This window comes from Polynucleobacter sp. MWH-Jannik1A5 (genome assembly GCF_018881795.1).
GTDB lineage: Bacteria > Pseudomonadota > Gammaproteobacteria > Burkholderiales > Burkholderiaceae > Polynucleobacter.
The window spans coordinates 1,230,404-1,246,999 of the sequence record NZ_JACVPQ010000001.1; the positions used below are offsets into that span (position 1 = coordinate 1,230,404).

The 16,596-nt window shown below is 45.4% G+C and carries 23 protein-coding genes; 10 read left to right on the top strand and 13 right to left on the bottom strand.

The genetic code is table 11. From position 1 onward, the window contains the following. Positions 1-25: 25 nt before the first annotated feature. Genes ICN23_RS06285 through ICN23_RS06300 form a run of 4 tightly spaced genes read left to right on the top strand, consistent with a single transcriptional unit; the run spans position 26 to position 2,975 of the window. Positions 26-433, top strand: coding sequence for a BLUF domain-containing protein (locus tag ICN23_RS06285; RefSeq protein ID WP_216231371.1), 408 nt, complete (start codon positions 26-28; stop codon positions 431-433). 56 nt (positions 434-489) lie between these two features. Continuing rightward, positions 490-1,452 carry a protein-methionine-sulfoxide reductase catalytic subunit MsrP gene (gene msrP, locus ICN23_RS06290; protein WP_216231372.1) on the top strand — a complete coding sequence of 321 codons (963 nt, stop codon included), beginning with the start codon at positions 490-492 and terminating at the stop codon, positions 1,450-1,452. A 2-nt stretch (positions 1,453-1,454) separates the two neighbouring features. Further along, a complete protein-coding gene (locus tag ICN23_RS06295; protein WP_216231373.1) occupies positions 1,455-2,021 on the top strand; it encodes a lipocalin family protein in 567 nt (188 codons plus the stop codon). A gap of 30 nt (positions 2,022-2,051) precedes the next feature. Beyond that, positions 2,052-2,975, top strand: coding sequence for an MBL fold metallo-hydrolase (locus ICN23_RS06300; RefSeq protein ID WP_216231374.1), 924 nt, complete (start codon positions 2,052-2,054; stop codon positions 2,973-2,975). Positions 2,976-2,984: 9 nt separating this feature from the next. On the opposite strand, the gene ICN23_RS06305 is transcribed toward ICN23_RS06300, so the two are convergent. Together ICN23_RS06305 and ICN23_RS06310 are read right to left on the bottom strand one after the other, a co-directional pair. Beyond that, the gene (locus tag ICN23_RS06305; protein WP_255532719.1) at positions 2,985-3,782 is read right to left on the bottom strand and encodes a hypothetical protein; all 798 of its coding nucleotides are present in this window, start codon (positions 3,780-3,782) and stop codon (positions 2,985-2,987) included. Positions 3,783-3,800: 18 nt separating this feature from the next. Beyond that, positions 3,801-4,334, bottom strand: coding sequence for a DUF2889 domain-containing protein (locus ICN23_RS06310; protein ID WP_216231375.1), 534 nt, complete (start codon positions 4,332-4,334; stop codon positions 3,801-3,803). 101 nt (positions 4,335-4,435) lie between these two features. On the opposite strand from ICN23_RS06310, the gene ICN23_RS06315 reads away from it, so the two are divergent. Further along, on the top strand, positions 4,436-5,161 hold the full coding sequence (locus ICN23_RS06315) for a pseudouridine synthase (RefSeq protein ID WP_216231376.1): 726 nt from the start codon (positions 4,436-4,438) through the stop codon (positions 5,159-5,161). A gap of 32 nt (positions 5,162-5,193) precedes the next feature. After that, positions 5,194-5,466: a 4a-hydroxytetrahydrobiopterin dehydratase gene (locus tag ICN23_RS06320; RefSeq protein WP_255532720.1), complete on the top strand. Its 273-nt coding sequence runs from the start codon at positions 5,194-5,196 to the stop codon at positions 5,464-5,466. Here the strand turns inward: ICN23_RS06320 and ICN23_RS06325 are convergent. Further along, positions 5,463-5,678, bottom strand: a complete 216-nt coding sequence (locus ICN23_RS06325) for a hypothetical protein (RefSeq protein WP_068322043.1) — start codon at positions 5,676-5,678, stop codon at positions 5,463-5,465. The two genes, ICN23_RS06320 and ICN23_RS06325, sit on opposite strands and share 4 nt — an antisense overlap. A 103-nt stretch (positions 5,679-5,781) precedes the next feature. Between ICN23_RS06325 and msrQ the strand changes: the two genes are divergently transcribed. Beyond that, positions 5,782-6,375 carry a protein-methionine-sulfoxide reductase heme-binding subunit MsrQ gene (msrQ, locus tag ICN23_RS06330; RefSeq protein ID WP_216231378.1) on the top strand — a complete coding sequence of 198 codons (594 nt, stop codon included), beginning with the start codon at positions 5,782-5,784 and terminating at the stop codon, positions 6,373-6,375. Between the two features lie 13 nt (positions 6,376-6,388). Here the strand turns inward: msrQ and ICN23_RS06335 are convergent, their stop codons facing one another. Further along, on the bottom strand, positions 6,389-7,279 hold the full coding sequence (locus tag ICN23_RS06335) for a transporter (protein ID WP_216231379.1): 891 nt from the start codon (positions 7,277-7,279) through the stop codon (positions 6,389-6,391). A 58-nt stretch (positions 7,280-7,337) separates the two neighbouring features. Between ICN23_RS06335 and ICN23_RS06340 the strand changes: the two genes are divergently transcribed. Continuing rightward, positions 7,338-7,664, top strand: coding sequence for a hypothetical protein (locus ICN23_RS06340; protein ID WP_255532721.1), 327 nt, complete (start codon positions 7,338-7,340; stop codon positions 7,662-7,664). Here the strand turns inward: ICN23_RS06340 and ICN23_RS06345 are convergent. After that, complete coding sequence (locus ICN23_RS06345) at positions 7,661-8,281, bottom strand: SOS response-associated peptidase (protein WP_216231380.1); 621 nt, start codon at positions 8,279-8,281, stop codon at positions 7,661-7,663. The two genes, ICN23_RS06340 and ICN23_RS06345, sit on opposite strands and share 4 nt — an antisense overlap. A gap of 84 nt (positions 8,282-8,365) precedes the next feature. On the opposite strand from ICN23_RS06345, the gene ICN23_RS06350 reads away from it, so the two are divergent. Beyond that, positions 8,366-9,208, top strand: a complete 843-nt coding sequence (locus ICN23_RS06350; RefSeq protein ID WP_255532722.1) for a peptidylprolyl isomerase — start codon at positions 8,366-8,368, stop codon at positions 9,206-9,208. 43 nt (positions 9,209-9,251) lie between these two features. Here ICN23_RS06350 and ICN23_RS06355 read toward each other — a convergent pair whose 3' ends face one another. Genes ICN23_RS06355 through fdxA form a run of 4 tightly spaced genes read right to left on the bottom strand, consistent with a single transcriptional unit; the run spans position 9,252 to position 11,981 of the window. Then, entirely contained in the window at positions 9,252-9,740 is a 489-nt protein-coding gene (locus ICN23_RS06355; RefSeq protein ID WP_216231381.1) for a dihydrofolate reductase, read from the bottom strand. Between the two features lie 11 nt (positions 9,741-9,751). Further along, entirely contained in the window at positions 9,752-10,546 is a 795-nt protein-coding gene (locus ICN23_RS06360; protein ID WP_068322059.1) for a thymidylate synthase, read from the bottom strand. A 45-nt stretch (positions 10,547-10,591) separates the two neighbouring features. Further along, a complete protein-coding gene (locus ICN23_RS06365; protein WP_216231382.1) occupies positions 10,592-11,638 on the bottom strand; it encodes an FAD-dependent oxidoreductase in 1,047 nt (348 codons plus the stop codon). Positions 11,639-11,657: 19 nt separating this feature from the next. Continuing rightward, a complete protein-coding gene (gene fdxA, locus ICN23_RS06370; protein ID WP_068322070.1) occupies positions 11,658-11,981 on the bottom strand; it encodes a ferredoxin FdxA in 324 nt (107 codons plus the stop codon). A gap of 119 nt (positions 11,982-12,100) precedes the next feature. Here fdxA and ICN23_RS06375 point away from each other — a divergent pair, with 119 nt between their 5' ends. Then, the gene (locus tag ICN23_RS06375; protein WP_216231383.1) at positions 12,101-13,114 is read left to right on the top strand and encodes a D-glycerate dehydrogenase; all 1,014 of its coding nucleotides are present in this window, start codon (positions 12,101-12,103) and stop codon (positions 13,112-13,114) included. A gap of 88 nt (positions 13,115-13,202) precedes the next feature. Here the strand turns inward: ICN23_RS06375 and ICN23_RS06380 are convergent, their stop codons facing one another. From ICN23_RS06380 to moaA, 4 genes are read right to left on the bottom strand one after another with little or no spacing between them, the layout of a single operon-like run. Continuing rightward, positions 13,203-13,496, bottom strand: a complete 294-nt coding sequence (locus ICN23_RS06380) for a hypothetical protein (RefSeq protein WP_215348514.1) — start codon at positions 13,494-13,496, stop codon at positions 13,203-13,205. A 12-nt stretch (positions 13,497-13,508) separates the two neighbouring features. Next, positions 13,509-14,825, bottom strand: a complete 1,317-nt coding sequence (gene glp, locus ICN23_RS06385) for a gephyrin-like molybdotransferase Glp (protein WP_216231384.1) — start codon at positions 14,823-14,825, stop codon at positions 13,509-13,511. Then, positions 14,822-15,427, bottom strand: coding sequence for a molybdenum cofactor guanylyltransferase MobA (mobA, locus tag ICN23_RS06390; protein ID WP_216231385.1), 606 nt, complete (start codon positions 15,425-15,427; stop codon positions 14,822-14,824). Before mobA ends, glp begins: the two co-directional genes overlap by 4 nt. After that, entirely contained in the window at positions 15,427-16,542 is a 1,116-nt protein-coding gene (gene moaA / locus ICN23_RS06395; RefSeq protein ID WP_216231386.1) for a GTP 3',8-cyclase MoaA, read from the bottom strand. The genes mobA and moaA overlap by 1 nt, the downstream gene beginning before the upstream one ends. Positions 16,543-16,596: the final 54 nt, after the last annotated feature.

Genomic DNA, 16,596 nt, shown 5'->3' on the forward strand with positions numbered 1-16,596 from the left:
AATCCTTACTTACTATCTTTGAGTAATGCCAAAACCAAAAGACCTGGTGGAATTGAGTTATCTGAGCGAAGCAGTCTCGAATATGTCTTTTCTTGGCTTAATGCGTTTGCTAGAGTCTGCACGTGCCTTCAATCAAAAGCACGGCGTCACCGGTATTCTTTTGTATGACAACCAGCAGTTTGGACAAGTCATTGAAGGCGAGCGCGCCAATGTAATGAAAGTGTGGAAGCGCATTCAGGAAGATAAGCGTCATCATCGGGTCGAGCTCTTGGAAATTCGCGAAATCTCAGAGCGTAGCTTTCCAGATTGGTTGCTACGCTTCTACGGCGGTGAAACACTGACTCGAGACTATCCCGCTCTCGCTGAGATGGTCGGTGGTATGGATAAACATAGCCTAGCTTTGATGAATAGAATGCGCGAGAGCCAGTCTTAAGCAAGAAATAATTATCGGTAGCAAAATAGGAGAATTACAGTCCTAAGGGGTGCGGCATGCGCTTTATCGATAAGACCATTCATGCGAGTGACATTACTCCACAAGCCGTTTTTGAAAATCGTAGAAATATCATTAAGACTGCAGCCGCTGGTGGCTTTGGGTTAGCCTTAGCCCCTTGGTTTTCACGGCAGGCTCTGGCGGCGACCCCAGAAAAACTGGCAGCTACATTGAATCCAGCTTTTGCGGATATGGATGGGTTGACCTCATACAAATACGTGACTGGCTATAACAACTTTTATGAATTTGGCACGGATAAAGAAGATCCAGCAGTCAATGCAGGAAGTTTACAAACTCGACCTTGGACAATTTCTATTGAGGGTTTAGTTAAAAAACCCATGACCTTGGATATTGATGCGCTGCTCAAATTGGCGCCAATCGAAGAACGTATTTATCGGATGCGTTGTGTCGAAGGTTGGTCGATGGTCATTCCTTGGGATGGCTACTCACTCTCTAAGCTTATTAATAAAGTAGAGCCACTGGGATCGGCCAAGTATGTGGAGTTTGTTTCATTGGCTGATCGCAAGCAAATGCCAGGGATTAAAAGCAATATTATTGATTGGCCCTATCGCGAAGGTTTGCGTATGGATGAGGCTATGAATCCCTTAACGCTACTAACCTTAGGCTTGTATGGCGAAGTCTTGCCCAAGCAGAATGGTGCTCCAGTACGCATTGTGGTGCCTTGGAAGTATGGCTTCAAAAGCGCGAAGTCTATTGTCAAAATTCGCTTTACCGAAGAGATGCCCAAGACTAGCTGGAGTCAGTTTGATGCCAGAGAATATGGCTTTTACTCTAACGTTAACCCCCAAGTAGATCATCCACGCTGGAGTCAGGCGACTGAGCGGCGTATTGGTGATCCAAAAGGGATGTTCGCACCGAAGATTAAAACCCAAATGTTTAATGGCTATGGTGAGCAAGTCGCCAGCATGTATACGGGCATGGATCTGAAGAAGTACTATTAGTGATGAGCAAAATTTATTTAGCATTATTTGGTGCATGCATTTTTTTAACTAGCCTCTCTACTTATAGTCAGACATCTGATGTAGCGGTAAAGACAATTCCCTCTCTGGACGTGCCGCGCTATTTGGGCACTTGGTATGAGATTGCTAAATATCCCAATTGGTTTCAAAGAAAGTGCGTCAGTAATACCAAGGCGGTTTACTCCCCTAGGGCTGATGGCACACTCAAGGTATTGAATAGCTGCAAAACTGCTGAAGGCGAGATTTCTGAGGCAGAAGGTACCGCTCGCCAAATGGGGCCAAAAGACTCGCCTAAATTGGAGGTGCGTTTTGCTCCAGCCTGGCTATCATTTATTCCATTGGTATGGGGTGATTATTGGGTTGTTGATCTAGACCCTCAATATCAAGTTGCAGTAGTGAGTGATCCACGCCGTGAATACCTCTGGATTCTGTCGAGAACACCGCAATTGGATAAAAAAGTTTATGAAGATACGCTGCAGCGCATACAAGCTCAGCAGTTCGATGTTCGTAAGCTAGAGTTAACGATGCAAACTCCCTCCCAAAAGAATTAAATCATTCAAAGCCAATAAAAAACTGCAAGCATGACGGCGCATTTATTACCACCTGGAATTGAAGTTTTTGAGAGGGGGTGGCTCTCCGCAAATAATATTTTTCACTTTGGTGATGGTGATGTTTCCTTGGTGGATTCAGGTTACTGTGCCCATCAAAAGATGACTTTAGATTTAGTAAATAGCGCTCTAAAAAAACATCACTTAATCACGCTAAATAAGCTAGTAAATACACATCTTCATTCGGATCACTGTGGAGGCAATGCTGCTCTAGCAGAGGCGTTTGATTGTGAGGTCTATATTCCAGCGGCTGAAGCATTAGCAGTGAAGAACTGGGATAGTGCTTTATTAAGTTATGACAATCTAGGGCAGGAATGCCCACAGTTTTTACATCATCAAGTATTGGTGCCTGGTGAGGAAATATTGCTGGGAAGATACCTCTGGAAAATATTGGCCGCTCCCGGACATGATCCCCATTCCGTGATGTTGTATCAAGCTGATCATCGTATTTTGATTTCTGCGGATGCTTTGTGGGAAGAGGGTTTCGGGGTTATTTTTCCTGAGCTATGGGGTGAGGCTGGATTTGAAGAGGTGGCACAAACTTTAGATCTGATTGAGACCTTGCCAATTGATTTAGTGATCCCGGGTCATGGTGCACCATTTTCGGATATTACGAAGTCGCTTGCTACGGCTCGTTCAAGACTGGATTACTTGGCATCTGATCCAGATCGTAATGCGCGTCATGGCGCTAAAGTCTTGCTGAAATATCGCTTATTGGAGTGGCGTAGTCGCGATATCAAAGATGTGAATGATTGGATTATTAATACGCCTGCACTCATCAGTACAGCAAAATTACTGAATATGAGTATGGATGAATTTACACAGTGGCTACCCAAGTCTCTAGTGAAGTCAGGTGCTGCAAAATTAGAGGGTAACTTCTTGCTTGATCTTGCTTGAATGTTTATTTTAAAAGCTCAGCGAAATCTTTCCGTATAGAGACCAATTATAAAGTTGGTAGGTTTGCACCACTTGTTTAGCGCCACCAACTGCAACTAAAAGATGTTTATTAAATCGGTGGGTCACCATCGCATCGATCGGTACAAACCACCCACCACCCGCAGCGTTATAGACTGCGCCATTCTCATCCCAAAATCTTAGCTGCGTGCTAGGTCCTAAGTTCAGACCTACGGTTGGATATAGCTCAAGACGGCTTGCCAGTGGCGGTGGGCTAACGCCAGATGGCGCTTTAGAATTAAACCCAAACATATATCTAGCAAGCGGTGAAATATCTGAGAGTACTTTTTGCTCACTACTAGCTGGTGCAAATGAGGTGCTTACTTGTGGTCCGGCCAGCCATTGGCCTAAATTACTCAGTGGCGCGAATAATCTTGCGCCAACATTGCCAAACCAGCCAGCTTGACCACCCCAAATCGTGAGCATTGCATTATTAGCTGAAAAAGTTCCGGTGGATTGAGCGGGAAGCTGGGGGCCATAAGCAGCTGAATAAGCCGTATCAAGTCTCATGGTGCCGTGCCAATCCCCAAGGTTTACGGGATTGTAATAACGGAGTTTGAGAGTATCGATATAGTTCTCGGAGCCTTGAGAGTCATGGTAGCCCCAGAATTCAAGTATGTGATCTGATGACCTTTGTTGTGATGTATTGACGAGTCCTAGAATGGGCGCGGATGTACTGGGTTCTGTAACCGCCATCAAGGTAGCGGGAATACATAATGAAAGCAGGACCAGTGTGCGTAGAAATATCATGAAGGTCCGCTCTAAATTTTACGGCTTCCAGCGATAAAATTTAGGGAAGACACGCATCACCACTGGCCCATTGAAGTCCCAGGATTTGCAGGTGCCCAAGTACAGTGGTGGCTTTTCTCCGGTGGGATCAAAAAATGCTCCCGGAATAGATTGATAGGCTGCTGTAGCAAGGCTCGTGAGGAGCTCGCGTAAATGCGTACAACCCTTGATTCCGCCAAGATGGGTATCAATTGTCTTGCGCCAACCTTTGCCTATCTGTGCTCCAATGAGTGAATCCATTGGTGGAATCACAGCAGTACATTCTGCATGTGGGTGACCATCCATCACTGCTTCAATATCTTGAATCACAAATTCTTTATCAAGTGTCACGCGCACCCACATGTCATGAAAAGCCTCACCAGGCCCCCAGACTTTTGCACTTGTTTTAAAGGGGTTGGTTTTGAAATCTTTTAAATGCCCTTCAATATCCCATAAGCCATCTTCCCGCGCGTAACCCTGGAAAGTGATTTCACGGGTATGCAGCAAGGATCTTGGTTTGGGGTTAGAGAGCATGGTTTTTATGTTGTGTGAAGTTATTACTTCTAATGATAATGAATTGGGTAAATAAATGAGGGGCTTAATAGAGTCCTGCTCTGTAGTATCCTTTGCAGCATATGGCAAAACCTATTTCTCTCGAAAAAATTCTTTTTAGCCAAGGCTTTGGTACGCGGCGCTACTGTAGTGATTTGGTATATGCAGAGCTGGTAAAGGTAAATGGCGTTTTAGCTGAGGACCCGGAAGAAAGAATAGCCACCGAGAATCTCATGCTTAATGTAGAGGGCAGGGATTGGGAGTACCACGAGAAGGCTTATCTAGCATTTAATAAGCCGGCTAATTATGAATGCTCCCATAAGACGACACACCACCCGAGTGTGTATAGCTTATTGCCTAGTCCCTTTATTGAAAGAGGTTTGCAATGTGTGGGGCGCTTAGACTACGACACCACGGGTTTGCTCTTGATTTCTGATGATGGTCAATTCATTCATAAGATGACGACTCCTAAGAAAAATATTGGGAAGGTATATCAAATCACTACCCCAGAGCCCATCACCCAGAAGCAAATCGATCACTTATTGAATGGCGTTGTATTGGATGACGATCCTAAACCTTGCTTTGCCACTGCCTGTAAGCAGATTTCAGATCATGTTCTGGCAATGACGATTGTGGAGGGGCGCTATCACCAGGTAAAGCGCATGATGGCTGCGGTTGGTAATCACGTTGCCCAATTGCATCGTACTGAAATCGGCGCCTATCAGATGCCTGTTGATTTGGCAGAGGGTGAATGGCGCTGGCTGTATCCAGAAGATTTGAAGCAGCTTTCTCAAAGTGTTGCTACCTAAAGGAGCGTATCTTGATAGTTCAGGGTATTGATATGGAAAAAGAACTTCCTCTGTGGACTCTTGAGCTTGATGGAAAGGCGATAGGTCGCAATTTTGTTTTTACAAACTTCAAACAGGCGTTTGAATTTATGACGCTAAGTGCCGAGTACGCAGAAGAAATCGACCACCACCCTGACTGGTCAAATTCTTGGAATAAAGTTTCGGTATCTCTGTCCACTCACTCTGCTAGCGCTTTGACAGCACTGGATATTCAGTTAGCAAAAGCAATGGATGCTTTTGCCTCCCAAGTGAGCTCTAAAAATTAGTGCTCATCACCTTCATGTTCTTCCTCATTCATGCTCATGAGGATAGTTGCTAGCAAACCGTAGACTACTTCGGTCGAGATCATGCCATCTTCATCGAGCTCATCAATTAAGTCATTCAGACGATCCTCAGTGGGCTCGTTGAGCAAGGTCATTGCACACTCGCACCCATAGTCAAAATCTTCATCATTCTGGGTTTGGTTTTCTTCGGTCATATTTATCCTTAATTGAGCCCTCAGAATAGCAAATTAAAGTCTAATTCGATAGAGCTAAATAACCAAAGGGGCTCTTCACCATGCTTGGTTTACAGTGATGCTTATGAAGCTATTAAAACCGGCCATCTTTCTTCTCTGCTTGCTACCGCTGGCGCGCTTAGTTTGGTTCGGAATTCATGACGACTTAGGCGCCAACCCCATTGAATTCATCACTCGCTCAACCGGTACCTGGGCGCTTGTGTTTCTGTGTATTACCTTGGCAATGACCCCATTACGCTTAATCACGGGTTTAACTAGCTGGATCAAGTTGCGCCGTATGTTGGGCTTATTTTGCTTCTTTTATGCCAGTATTCACTTCTCTATCTGGTTTTGGTTGGACCAAAATTTAGACCTGCAATCCATGTGGAGTGACGTTGTTAAGCGTCCATTTATTACTATGGGCTTTCTGACTTTAGTGCTGTTGATTCCTCTGGCGCTAACCTCTAATCAGTGGTCGGTTCGCCAATTGGGCAAACGCTGGTCTTTATTGCACAAGCTGGTGTATTTACTTGCGTGCACTGTAATCGCTCACTATTGGTGGCACAAGGCGGGTAAAAATGATTTGGATACTGTCTCAATCTATGGAGCAGTCATTTTGATGTTGCTAGCTTGTCGGTTGCCAGTAGTGAAGAGCTTTCTACAGAGACTCAGAGGTTAAAAGCTTTGCGACCTTAAAACTCGGTTGTATACCGAATGGCCAGCCGCCGTGTCTCCACAAAGCCATTCTTAATTTCCATATCGCGTCCGTATTGGAGGCTAATTCTGCCAAATGGGTAGTAGGCTAATGCACTCAATAAAAATCGTTGAGTGTTGACGACATTATTTTGATAGGTATTACCAATCGTCGTTGCGCCCCCAGCTACATAAAAGTAAGAAGCGCCAAAAGTGTAGTTTTGGTTGAGTTTATAAATGGGGCCGAGCTGAGTGGTTGTGAGCGGCTTCTGATTGAGGGAGGTATTGCTGGTAGATAAACAGGCTGCAGCGCATTGGCCATTGCCCCCAAACCACATGGTGTCGACGGCAACCATTCCATCCAGGCTCCCAACAATAGGTTGCTGATAGCCCATCTGAATATCTGATCTGTAACGGTTCTCACCCATATTAAAAGCTTGTTGACTGTTATAGCTACCAGTCGGCGCTGTTAAGTAGCCTGCCACACCAAAGTATTTTCTTTGCTCTCTATCGGCATAGGGCCAAATAGCTGTTGCAAAAGTAAGATCACCAATTCCGGTGCTAGCAGGCGATGATGCTAATGATCCCGCGGGCTTGATTGTGCCGTAAGGTAGTTGAAGATAAGAAATGGCTGGTAAGTCCGTAATAGAGTAGCTAGTGCTGATACGGGCAATCGCACTTTGAATACCAATAACGGGACTGCCAAAAGGTCTACTAGAAACTACGGAGCCATTTCTATAGTAAGTACCACTCTCTGAATTGACATAGCTGATCATTGCATGATTTTTGCCTGGTAGTGGCGCAACAATGTCATTTGGTTGTAAATCAATGGCCAAGCAAATTGATGGAAGCATCAATAAAGTGATTACAAAGGCTCGGCAGAAATTCATCGGAGTATTGTAATTAATATAAAAACAAGATGTATGTGCTTGCCATACAATGGGCCTTATGAATACATACGCCCTACGGCTAGCACCCTGTCTAATATTGATGAGTATTTCGGCCTGTACTCAAGCGCCTCCCAAGCCCCCCGGTTCGACCACTTTCTCCCCTTACACCCCTCAGCAGATTCAGGAATTTAATAGACAGTCTCTGTCGCCGGTAGAGGGGCCATTTGGTCCCGTTGACCCAGAGGCAGAAGATCTGCGTTTGGCTAAACAACGCTCGTTGGATGCAAAATTTTATAATCAACCTCAGGGTGAGGAAGAGGCTGAGGCGATAGAAACACAATCCGCCGATCCATATCAATCAACGAAACCTATTTTGACTTTCTAGGCGATTGCAATTTCAGGAATGGAATCCAATTGCATTAAAGCCTGGGCTTCTTCTGGCGTAGCATTAAGCCATGCGTTAAAAAGCTCAGGGCGTAACGGAACCACAGTGCGTTTTTCATCTTCAGGTTTATGCATGCGTTTCATTACCGGATGATCACTAGCATCAATGGTGAGCATAGAAAAAGAAACAATGAGTTCGCCCGTCTCAGGTTCAGTCCAGGTATCCCAGATTGAAGCAATTGCCATGGGCTCTTGATTGACTTGTTTAATGGCAGTACGCACTGCCTTGCCCGATTCATAACAGGGCTCATAAAAAGAATCTGCAAGAGCTAAGGCGTAATGTCGCTTTACCCAGGCATTTTTATAGGATGGTTTTTCGGCTACAGTTTCTACTCTGGCGTTATACGTTTTTCTGCCAAAAGTTTCCTCTTTAGCCCAGGAAGGCAGTAAGCCAAAGCGCGCCAAGCCGATCGCTGTACGGCCAGTATTGTGACTTTTCAAGATGATGGGTCCTGGATAAGTCGGAAATACATCATGAGCGGGGGATGCGGGTAAATCTAGGTCAAAATGGGCTTTAACCCATTCAACATTGGCGGTCGAGAGATATTGAACACACATAAAGTCATTTTACTGTGGCTTATTATGAACCGCCCTATGCCTGCTGGTAGTATTGAGGCTAAATTTTAGAAAGACATTCTTCATATGAAATCCTTTTCCCCTGCATTCAATCCGATGATCGTGCGCTTTCTTGCAATCGGTCTCCTGACTAGCGTTTTTGCTGGCAGCTCCATCGCACAGCAAAGTGGCTTGCCAATTAATGCTGCAGCCTCCGTAAACGGTACCATCATTACCAATGATATGGTTGAGCAAGGAATTAGAGCTGCTATTGCTCAAGGACAAAAAGAATCTCCTCAGCTGCGCGGTGCGGTGATTGAAAAGTTTATCGAGGTATTGCTACTTTCTCAGCAAGCAGAAAAAGATGGCTTAGCGAATTCAGAAAGAGCTAATACCCAGCTGGCGATTATTCGTCAGAATTATCTAGCCGATCTTGAGTTATCTACTTATATGTCTCAAAACCCAGTTACTGATGCTGATGTACAAGCTGAATACAACCGAGAGCTTGCCTCTTTGGGCCCCCAAGGGATGATCGTGGAATATAAGGTGAGCGATATTGCGGTTGCCTCTGAAGCGGATGCTCAAGCTGCTTTGGCGCGTATTAAAAAAGGTGAGCCATTTGATAAGGTTGCTAAGAGCGTTTCTTTAGCCCCGAATAAGGTGCAAGGTGGCGCTGTAGGCTGGATTCAGCCCGGTCAGGTTGCTCCTCAATTGGCTTCGGTACTAGTGACCCTTTCTAAGGGGCAAGTATCACCATCACCAATTCAGATGCAGCAAGGTTGGTATTTGCTGAAGTTGGAAGATAAAAAATCAAGTAAACCACCAACATTTGAGCAGGCTAAGCCGGCTATTCGAGCAGGTTTAGTGCAAAGAAAGCAGTTTGATTTTTTAGGAAAACTTGCAAAAGATGCAAAAATTATTGTTCAGTAAAAAAGCTTGCTCTCAATATAAAAAGGGCCCCTTAGGGCCCTTTTTATTTGCGCTCTAAGGTAATAAAGCTAAAGGTAATATTGCCTTCAGACCCGGGCGTACGCTCTACCTCTTTCCAGGCGGATGCATTGGGCACCTCAAAGAAGGTATCACCGCCTTCAATATCTAAATCGATTTCAGTAATGTAAAGACGGTCTGCTTTATCAAATGCCTGTGTAAAGAGTTGTTCGCCGCCAATCACAAATACCCGCGGAAATTCGCTTAAGCTCTTTAAGGCTTCATCAAGTGAGCCCACTAGTTCGCCACCAGTTAAAGAATAGTTAGCATTGCGGCTCACTACGATATTGCGACGACCGGGAAGTGGACGGCCGATAGATTCCCAGGTCTTGCGGCCCATGATGACGGGGTGACCCATCGTCACGCGTTTGAAGAACTGTAAATCAGCTGAGATCTTCCAAGGCATTTGATTGTCACGGCCAATGACGTGATTGCGCGAGCGCGCAACAATCATAGAGATAGCTGGTTGAGTCATAGAGGCAATTCTTAAATGGCTACAGGAGCCTTAATGTGAGGATGAGATTCATATCCAACAATTTCGAAGTCTTCAAACTCGTAATCAAAAATTGAATCAGGCTTGCGCAAGATATTCAGCTTAGGTAGAGGAAAGAAGTCCCGAGACAACTGTAGCTCTACCTGCTCAAGGTGGTTACTATAAAGATGGCAATCGCCACCAGTCCAGATAAAGTCGCCTACTTCTAAATTGCATTGTTGCGCCATCATATGAGTGAGAAGGGCATAGCTGGCAATATTAAATGGAACGCCTAAGAAAATATCTGCACTACGCTGATAGAGTTGGCATGACAATTTCCCGTCAGCCACATAGAACTGAAAGAATGCATGACAAGGCGCTAAAGCCATACGGGGAATATCAGCAACATTCCATGCAGAGACAATTATGCGACGCGAGTCTGGATTCTTTTTGATGGTTTCTACGACTTCGGAGATTTGATCAATATGTTGACCGTTTGGAGCAGGCCATGAGCGCCATTGATACCCGTAGATTGGACCTAAATCACCATCAGGTGCAGCCCATTCATTCCAGATAGAAACACCACGTTCTTTGAGCCAGTTGTTATTTGTGCTCCCTTTGAGGAACCAGAGCAATTCATAAATGATGGATTTGAGGTGCAGCTTTTTGGTCGTCACCATCGGAAAGCCATCGGCTAGGTTAAAGCGCATTTGGTGTCCAAAAACGGAAACGGTGCCCGTTCCGGTTCTGTCGGACTTTTGCACCCCTTTAGCGAGGACTTCCTTCATGAGATCGTGATATTGACGCATATATATTGGCTAAAAATGATTGTGTATTAATGAATTATGGATAGCTTACTCGAATGTTGGCGACTTCACCCCCAGAGCCTTGTGAAGCTTTGGTGAGGTCGTGGTGTATTGGAGCTGAATCTGCTTTTCGGGGTTGAGGTACTCTGCGGCCGCAAAGGCGGCTAAGGCAGCCTCATGAAACCCGGAAAGGATTAGTTTTTTCTTGCCTGGATAGACGTTGATGTCGCCAACTGCATAAATACCTGGGATGCTGGTTTGGAATTTATGAGTGTCCACACAAATTTGTTTGCGATCGATATTCAGGCCCCAATCCGAAATGGGCCCTAATTTAGGTGAAAGTCCAAAAAACACCAGCAGATCATCCAGCGGTATCTGTTTTGTTTCGCTATCAATATTCGTGAAGGTAATTTCTTTTAGCTGATCATCGCTAGCCTCATAGCCGCTCACTTGTCCAATCAGTAGTTCCAATTGATGATTGGCACAAAGCTCACGCATTCTCGCAATCGATTTAGGTGCAGCCTTGAATTCATCACGGCGATGAATTAAGGTCACGCTAGCAGCAATTTCAGAAAAATGAATAGCCCAATCTAGAGCAGCATCGCCGCCTCCACAAATCACAATTCTTTTGCCTGTAAATTGCTCTGGGCTTTTAACATGGTAGAAGAGTTGTTTGCCGATAAAGCGATCAATACCATCAAGATTGATGGTGCGCGGCTGGAAGGCGCCAACTCCTGCTGCAATAAAGACGGTCTTGCTGAGGAAGTGCTTATCTTGCGAGGTGATAATAAGAAATCGACCATCGGCTTGGCGCTCAAGCTTGGTCACCTCTTGACCGAGATGAAATTGCGCACCAAAGGGCTCAATTTGCTTCAGTAAATTATTGGTGAGTTCACGTCCAGTGCAAACTGGAATAGCGGGGATATCGTAGATGGGTTTATCTGGATAAAGCTCGATGCATTGACCGCCAACTTCTGGCAGAGAATCAATCACATGAGCTTTGATTTCTAGGAGCCCTAACTCAAAGATCTGAAAGAGACCCACAGGACCGGCGCCAATGATGACAGCATCGGTTTGTGTGGGTGAGTGTGACACGAATTATTTTGCTAGAAAATTACTTTACTAGCTGATCGAGTTTGTTTTTAACGTCTTTCCATTCCTCGGCATCAGGCAGCGCTGCTTTAGACTTGGTAATTGAAGTCCAGGAAGGAGAGAGTTCAGCATTGAGCTTAATAAATGCTTGTTGATCGCCAGGCACATCATCTTCAGCGTAGATTGCATTGACAGGGCACTCAGGAACGCAAACTGCGCAATCGATGCACTCGTCTGGGTCGATCACGAGAAAATTGGGACCCTCGCGAAAGCAGTCAACTGGGCAAACATCAACGCAGTCGGTGTATTTGCAGCGGATACAAGATTCGGTAACAACGTAAGTCATGGTGGATTTGTTTCAAGAGCCCCAAAAAGCCGGGTGCTAAGTTATAAAAGCTCAATTTTAGCTGAAATAGCCTATTTTTCAGGTCAAAGCGTCAATTTACTTGAGGTAAAGTTCCTCCTATGAATACACAGTCCAATACCCAATTTAACAAGCAAAAACCCAAAATTTTGGTTGCGAGAGCCATTTTTCCTGAGGCTCTGGCCAAGTTGGAGGAATCTTTTGATGTGCGGTCTAACCAAGAGGATCGAATTTTTAGTCCAGAAGAGTTGCAAAAAGAACTCTCTGGGGTTGTAGGGGCTTTAGTTGCGGGGAGCGAAAGAATTGATGCGAATGCCCTAGCTCTCGCTAAAGACCTAAAGATCGTAGCCAATATCTCTGTGGGATATAACAACTTTGATGTTCCGGCAATTACAGCTGCTGGTGTGATGGCTACCAACACCCCAGATGTATTAACAGATACAACCGCTGACTTTGGATTTGCATTGTTGATGGCAACTGCAAGACGCATTACTGAATCAGAGCACTGGGTTCGTGCTGGTCATTGGGATAAGTGGTCTATCGTGAATAATCCTCTTGGGATGGATTTGCATCACAGCACAGTAGGCATCATTGGCATGGGCCGCATCGGTCAAGGCATTGCTAAGCGCGCATTGGGTTTTGGAATGAATGTGATCTATCACAATCGCAGCCATCTATCTGATGCTGATGAAAAAGCCTGCGGTGCTAAATACGTTTCTAAAGAAGAGTTGCTGCGCACTGCAGATCATGTTGTCTTGGTATTACCATACAGCGCTGAGAGTCATCATACGATTGGCGCCAAAGAAATTGCGCTGATGAAACCGACTGCAACCCTGATAAACATTGCGCGTGGTGGCATTGTGGATGATGCTGCGCTGGCTCAGGCGCTTAAAGAAAAGAGAATATTTGCAGCCGGTTTAGATGTCTTTGAAGGGGAGCCCAACGTGCACCCAGATTTACTAAAGCTCAGCAATGTTGTGCTGGCTCCGCATATTGCAAGTGCGACAGAAAAAACACGCAGAGCGATGGTTGATCTAGCAGTAGATAACTTGCGTGCTGCACTTGATGGTAAAAAGCCGCCTAGCTTGATTAATGCGGAAGTTTATATAGCTTAGTTGAATCAGATTTACTAAGCAGCAAAAAATAAAGCCGAGTGAGAACTCGGCTTTATTGCCTGGAGTAGAACTCCAAATATCAGCTCATTTATTCAGCGTCAATTTCTTCTGGTAGTTCGCGCATTGCTAATTCGATACCGCCGAACTTACCTGCAACCCAGTTGTAGACTTTGCATGCAATCCACAGCAATCCAAAGCCGAGTAATGCATTCAGAATCAGGGCTGATAGCACGGTAAATCCAGGGATAGCACCGTCACGAATGAAGGCAACAAATAGCGCCAACAAAACGATTGGAACGGAGAAGCAGAGGTAAACCAAAACTAATGTTTTGGCGGTATGCATTGGGTCAAGAAAGACCAGTTCTTTTTTGCTAAGTTTCATGATGACGCAATCTTAAAGCAGTCCATCAAAAAGTGCTATATCTACCCAGTCCCCAGCGGCAACATTTCCTTGATCATGACCAAGGATGACAAAGCAATTAGCCTCACTCATAGAGCGTAAGATCCCAGCGCCTTGGCTGCCGGTCAGTTTGACCGTTGGCTTGCCATCAGCGTTACGTCCCAAGATGGCACGCTGAAATTCAGTGCGACCAGGCTTTTTCCGAATGGGGGCTTCGGCCACAGCCTGGGTTAGCAGCGGCTGTGTTTGATTGGCGCCGTTAAGTTGCAAGAGGGCGGCGCGAACAAATTGATAGAAGGTCACCATGACTGCTACTGGGTTTCCGGGCAAGCCAAAGAAGAGCGTTTTTCGAGCAGGGGATTTTCCAGCGACTGGCTTAAGTACACCAAATGCCATTGGCCGTCCTGGACGCATGGCGATTTTCCAGAAGCCCACATCACCTAACTCTTGCATGATTTGCTTTGTGAAATCCGCTTCACCAACAGATACGCCGCCAGATGAAATTAGTACATCCGCTTTATTAGCGGCCTCAATAAATGCTTGCTTCAAAGAGGCGGGGTCATCACGCACAATGCCGCAGTCAATGATTTCTAAATTCAATCGATTCAGTAAGCCTGTAAGACTATAGCGATTACTGTCGTAAATGCTTCCAGCATCCAATGCTTGATCTAAAGATCGCAGCTCATCTCCGGAAGACAGAATAGCTACTTTCAGTTTTCGTTTTACTTGTAGCGTTGGAATACCCAATGAAGCTGCGAGACCTAAATCGGATGGACGGAGCAAGCGGCCTGTAGCAATAGCGGGTTTACCTTGTTGCAGATCTTCACCGCGTAAGCGTCTGTTCTCACCAAGCTTTAGTTGATCTTGTTTAAATTCAATGGTGAGCTCGTCTTTTGCAGCAGTGAACTCTTGAGGAATTACTGTATCGCAGCCAGCAGGCATCACTGCGCCCGTCATGATCTTCAGGCATTCGCCGGGCCCTACTTTGCCTTCATACGGCTTGCCTGCTAAGGCGGTCCCGACAATACGCAATGAAATAACTGGACTGCTTGTATTGAGGCATATGCCATTAAAAGCAAAGCCGTCCATCGCTGAGTTATCTGAGGACGGAACATCAATTGGCGAGAGCAGGTCTACTGCCAAGATGCGGTCAATGGCTTTGTCTAGAGCTACTGTTTCAATATCAGCCGGATTATTAATGGCCCTGGACTCTTGAATGAGGTCATCTACTAACGCTGCAATTGCTTTGCGCGCATCATCAACATGCAGTGATGAAGTCAAAAGGATTGGCTGATTTGGGGAGTGACTCATGCAGACACTTCTTCTAATGCTTTAAGTTCTTCAGGAGTATTGACGTTGGCAAATACTTGCGGATCATCAAAAATGACTGTGCTACTACGCAACTCTTTAAACCAGCGATCAATTTTCAGATCACCCTTTTGGAGGAATTGATTTAAGGAGTCTTGTAAATTACTACGCATTAAGCAGAAAACCGGTTGTGCCCATACTTTGCCGTCCGCCTCTTTGCTTGAGGCATAAACTAATTGAAAGTCACCGCGCTCCATCTCAGCGATTAATAGTTCAGAAAGATTGCTGGGTAGTAGCGGTGAGTCGCAAGGTGAAGTCATCAGGTAAGAAGTCTTACATGCTTTCAAGCCCACTGAGAATCCAGCCAATGGCCCTGAAAAATCAGGCGTCTCGTCCATGATGACAGAGTAGCCATAAGTTGCATACTTTGTGATGTTGCGATTGGCATTAATCACAATGGTTTGTACCTGGGGCTTGAGTTTTGCAATGGCAGATTCGATTAGTGGTTTGCCGTGAAATGGGATCAGACCCTTATCAATGCCACCCATGCGTTGTGCACGTCCGCCTGCAAGGATTAGCCCAGTAATATCTTTAGTAGAAATCATTAACCACCAATATAAGACATTTCAACCTTGCGATTGCCTGAGGTTAGTTTTGCGGTATTAGAGCCTCTAATCTCAGAATAGTGATCCTCGCGGGCTGCCCAGGTATTCATCACGGCGTTGGCAATTTCTAAATCAGATTTGCCAGAGCGTAACAAGGTTTTGAAATCAAAGCCTTCGTTAGCAAAGAGACAGAGGTACATTTGCCCATCAGTGGAGATGCGTGCTCTAGAGCATTCGTGACAGAAGGTCTGCGTGACACTGGAGATCACGCCAATCTCACCTGATTCATCAACATAGCGCCAACGCTGTGCAACTTCGCCAGCGTAGTTCGCCTCAATAGCTTCCAATGGAAATACTTCTTGAATGCGGGCAATGACTTCTTTAGAAGGAAGGACTTGCTCCATATTCCAGCCATTAGAGCTACCTACATCCATAAATTCAATAAAGCGCAGAATGACTCCGCTGCCTTTAAAGTGTTTGGCCATTGCAACGATCTCATGATCATTAGTTCCTTTTTTAACGACCATATTGACTTTGATGTTCTGAAAGCCTACCTCTTGTGCTGCGGCAATTCCATCAAGTACATCCGCCACTGGAAAATCAACGTCATTCATTTTCTTGAAGATGGCGTCATCTAAGCCATCAAGGCTGACGGTTAATCTCTGTAAGCCAGCCGCTTTCAATGCAGCGGCTTTCTTACGCAAGATACTGCCGTTAGTGGTGAGAGTGAGATCTAATGGCTTGCCATCTAGTGCTGAAATTTTTGCCAGCATCTCAATGAGCACTTCTAAGTTTTTACGAAGCAAGGGCTCACCACCAGTCAGTCGAATTTTTTCAACACCCAGGGTGCTGAAGATGGATGTGAGTCTGGTGATTTCTTCGAAGCTCAGTAATTCTTTGTGAGCAAGATACGGATAGTTTTGATCAAAGACTTCTTTAGGCATGCAATAGGTGCAGCGGAAGTTGCAACGATCAGTAACAGATATGCGTAAATCTCTTAAGGTGCGCCCCCGAGTATCTTTAGTATGACCATGGGGTGTGACAAGCTGCGCGCCAATAGATGGCGTCAGGCCTTTGCCTTCGTCAAGTCGGATGGGGATTACTTTTTCAACCATGTTCGCAATTATGGCTGTGAAACGGGGTTTCTGCCAAACCGCCAAATATCCTTT

Bases quoted from the DNA above. Each gene is read 5' to 3' on its own strand.
- ICN23_RS06285 (WP_216231371.1), top strand. From the start codon at position 26: ATGCCAAAACCAAAAGACCTGGTGGAATTGAGTTATCTGAGCGAAGCA.
- msrP (WP_216231372.1), top strand. From the start codon at position 490: ATGCGCTTTATCGATAAGACCATTCATGCGAGTGACATTACTCCACAA.
- ICN23_RS06295 (WP_216231373.1), top strand. From the start codon at position 1,455: ATGAGCAAAATTTATTTAGCATTATTTGGTGCATGCATTTTTTTAACT.
- ICN23_RS06300 (WP_216231374.1), top strand. From the start codon at position 2,052: ATGACGGCGCATTTATTACCACCTGGAATTGAAGTTTTTGAGAGGGGG.
- ICN23_RS06305 (WP_255532719.1), bottom strand. From the start codon at position 3,782: ATGATATTTCTACGCACACTGGTCCTGCTTTCATTATGTATTCCCGCT.
- ICN23_RS06310 (WP_216231375.1), bottom strand. From the start codon at position 4,334: ATGCTCTCTAACCCCAAACCAAGATCCTTGCTGCATACCCGTGAAATC.
- ICN23_RS06315 (WP_216231376.1), top strand. From the start codon at position 4,436: ATGGCAAAACCTATTTCTCTCGAAAAAATTCTTTTTAGCCAAGGCTTT.
- ICN23_RS06320 (WP_255532720.1), top strand. From the start codon at position 5,194: ATGGAAAAAGAACTTCCTCTGTGGACTCTTGAGCTTGATGGAAAGGCG.
- ICN23_RS06325 (WP_068322043.1), bottom strand. From the start codon at position 5,678: ATGACCGAAGAAAACCAAACCCAGAATGATGAAGATTTTGACTATGGG.
- msrQ (WP_216231378.1), top strand. From the start codon at position 5,782: ATGAAGCTATTAAAACCGGCCATCTTTCTTCTCTGCTTGCTACCGCTG.
- ICN23_RS06335 (WP_216231379.1), bottom strand. From the start codon at position 7,279: ATGAATTTCTGCCGAGCCTTTGTAATCACTTTATTGATGCTTCCATCA.
- ICN23_RS06340 (WP_255532721.1), top strand. From the start codon at position 7,338: ATGAATACATACGCCCTACGGCTAGCACCCTGTCTAATATTGATGAGT.
- ICN23_RS06345 (WP_216231380.1), bottom strand. From the start codon at position 8,281: ATGTGTGTTCAATATCTCTCGACCGCCAATGTTGAATGGGTTAAAGCC.
- ICN23_RS06350 (WP_255532722.1), top strand. From the start codon at position 8,366: ATGAAATCCTTTTCCCCTGCATTCAATCCGATGATCGTGCGCTTTCTT.
- ICN23_RS06355 (WP_216231381.1), bottom strand. From the start codon at position 9,740: ATGACTCAACCAGCTATCTCTATGATTGTTGCGCGCTCGCGCAATCAC.
- ICN23_RS06360 (WP_068322059.1), bottom strand. From the start codon at position 10,546: ATGCGTCAATATCACGATCTCATGAAGGAAGTCCTCGCTAAAGGGGTG.
- fdxA (WP_068322070.1), bottom strand. From the start codon at position 11,981: ATGACTTACGTTGTTACCGAATCTTGTATCCGCTGCAAATACACCGAC.
- ICN23_RS06375 (WP_216231383.1), top strand. From the start codon at position 12,101: ATGAATACACAGTCCAATACCCAATTTAACAAGCAAAAACCCAAAATT.
- ICN23_RS06380 (WP_215348514.1), bottom strand. From the start codon at position 13,496: ATGAAACTTAGCAAAAAAGAACTGGTCTTTCTTGACCCAATGCATACC.
- glp (WP_216231384.1), bottom strand. From the start codon at position 14,825: ATGAGTCACTCCCCAAATCAGCCAATCCTTTTGACTTCATCACTGCAT.
- mobA (WP_216231385.1), bottom strand. From the start codon at position 15,427: ATGATTTCTACTAAAGATATTACTGGGCTAATCCTTGCAGGCGGACGT.
- moaA (WP_216231386.1), bottom strand. From the start codon at position 16,542: ATGGTTGAAAAAGTAATCCCCATCCGACTTGACGAAGGCAAAGGCCTG.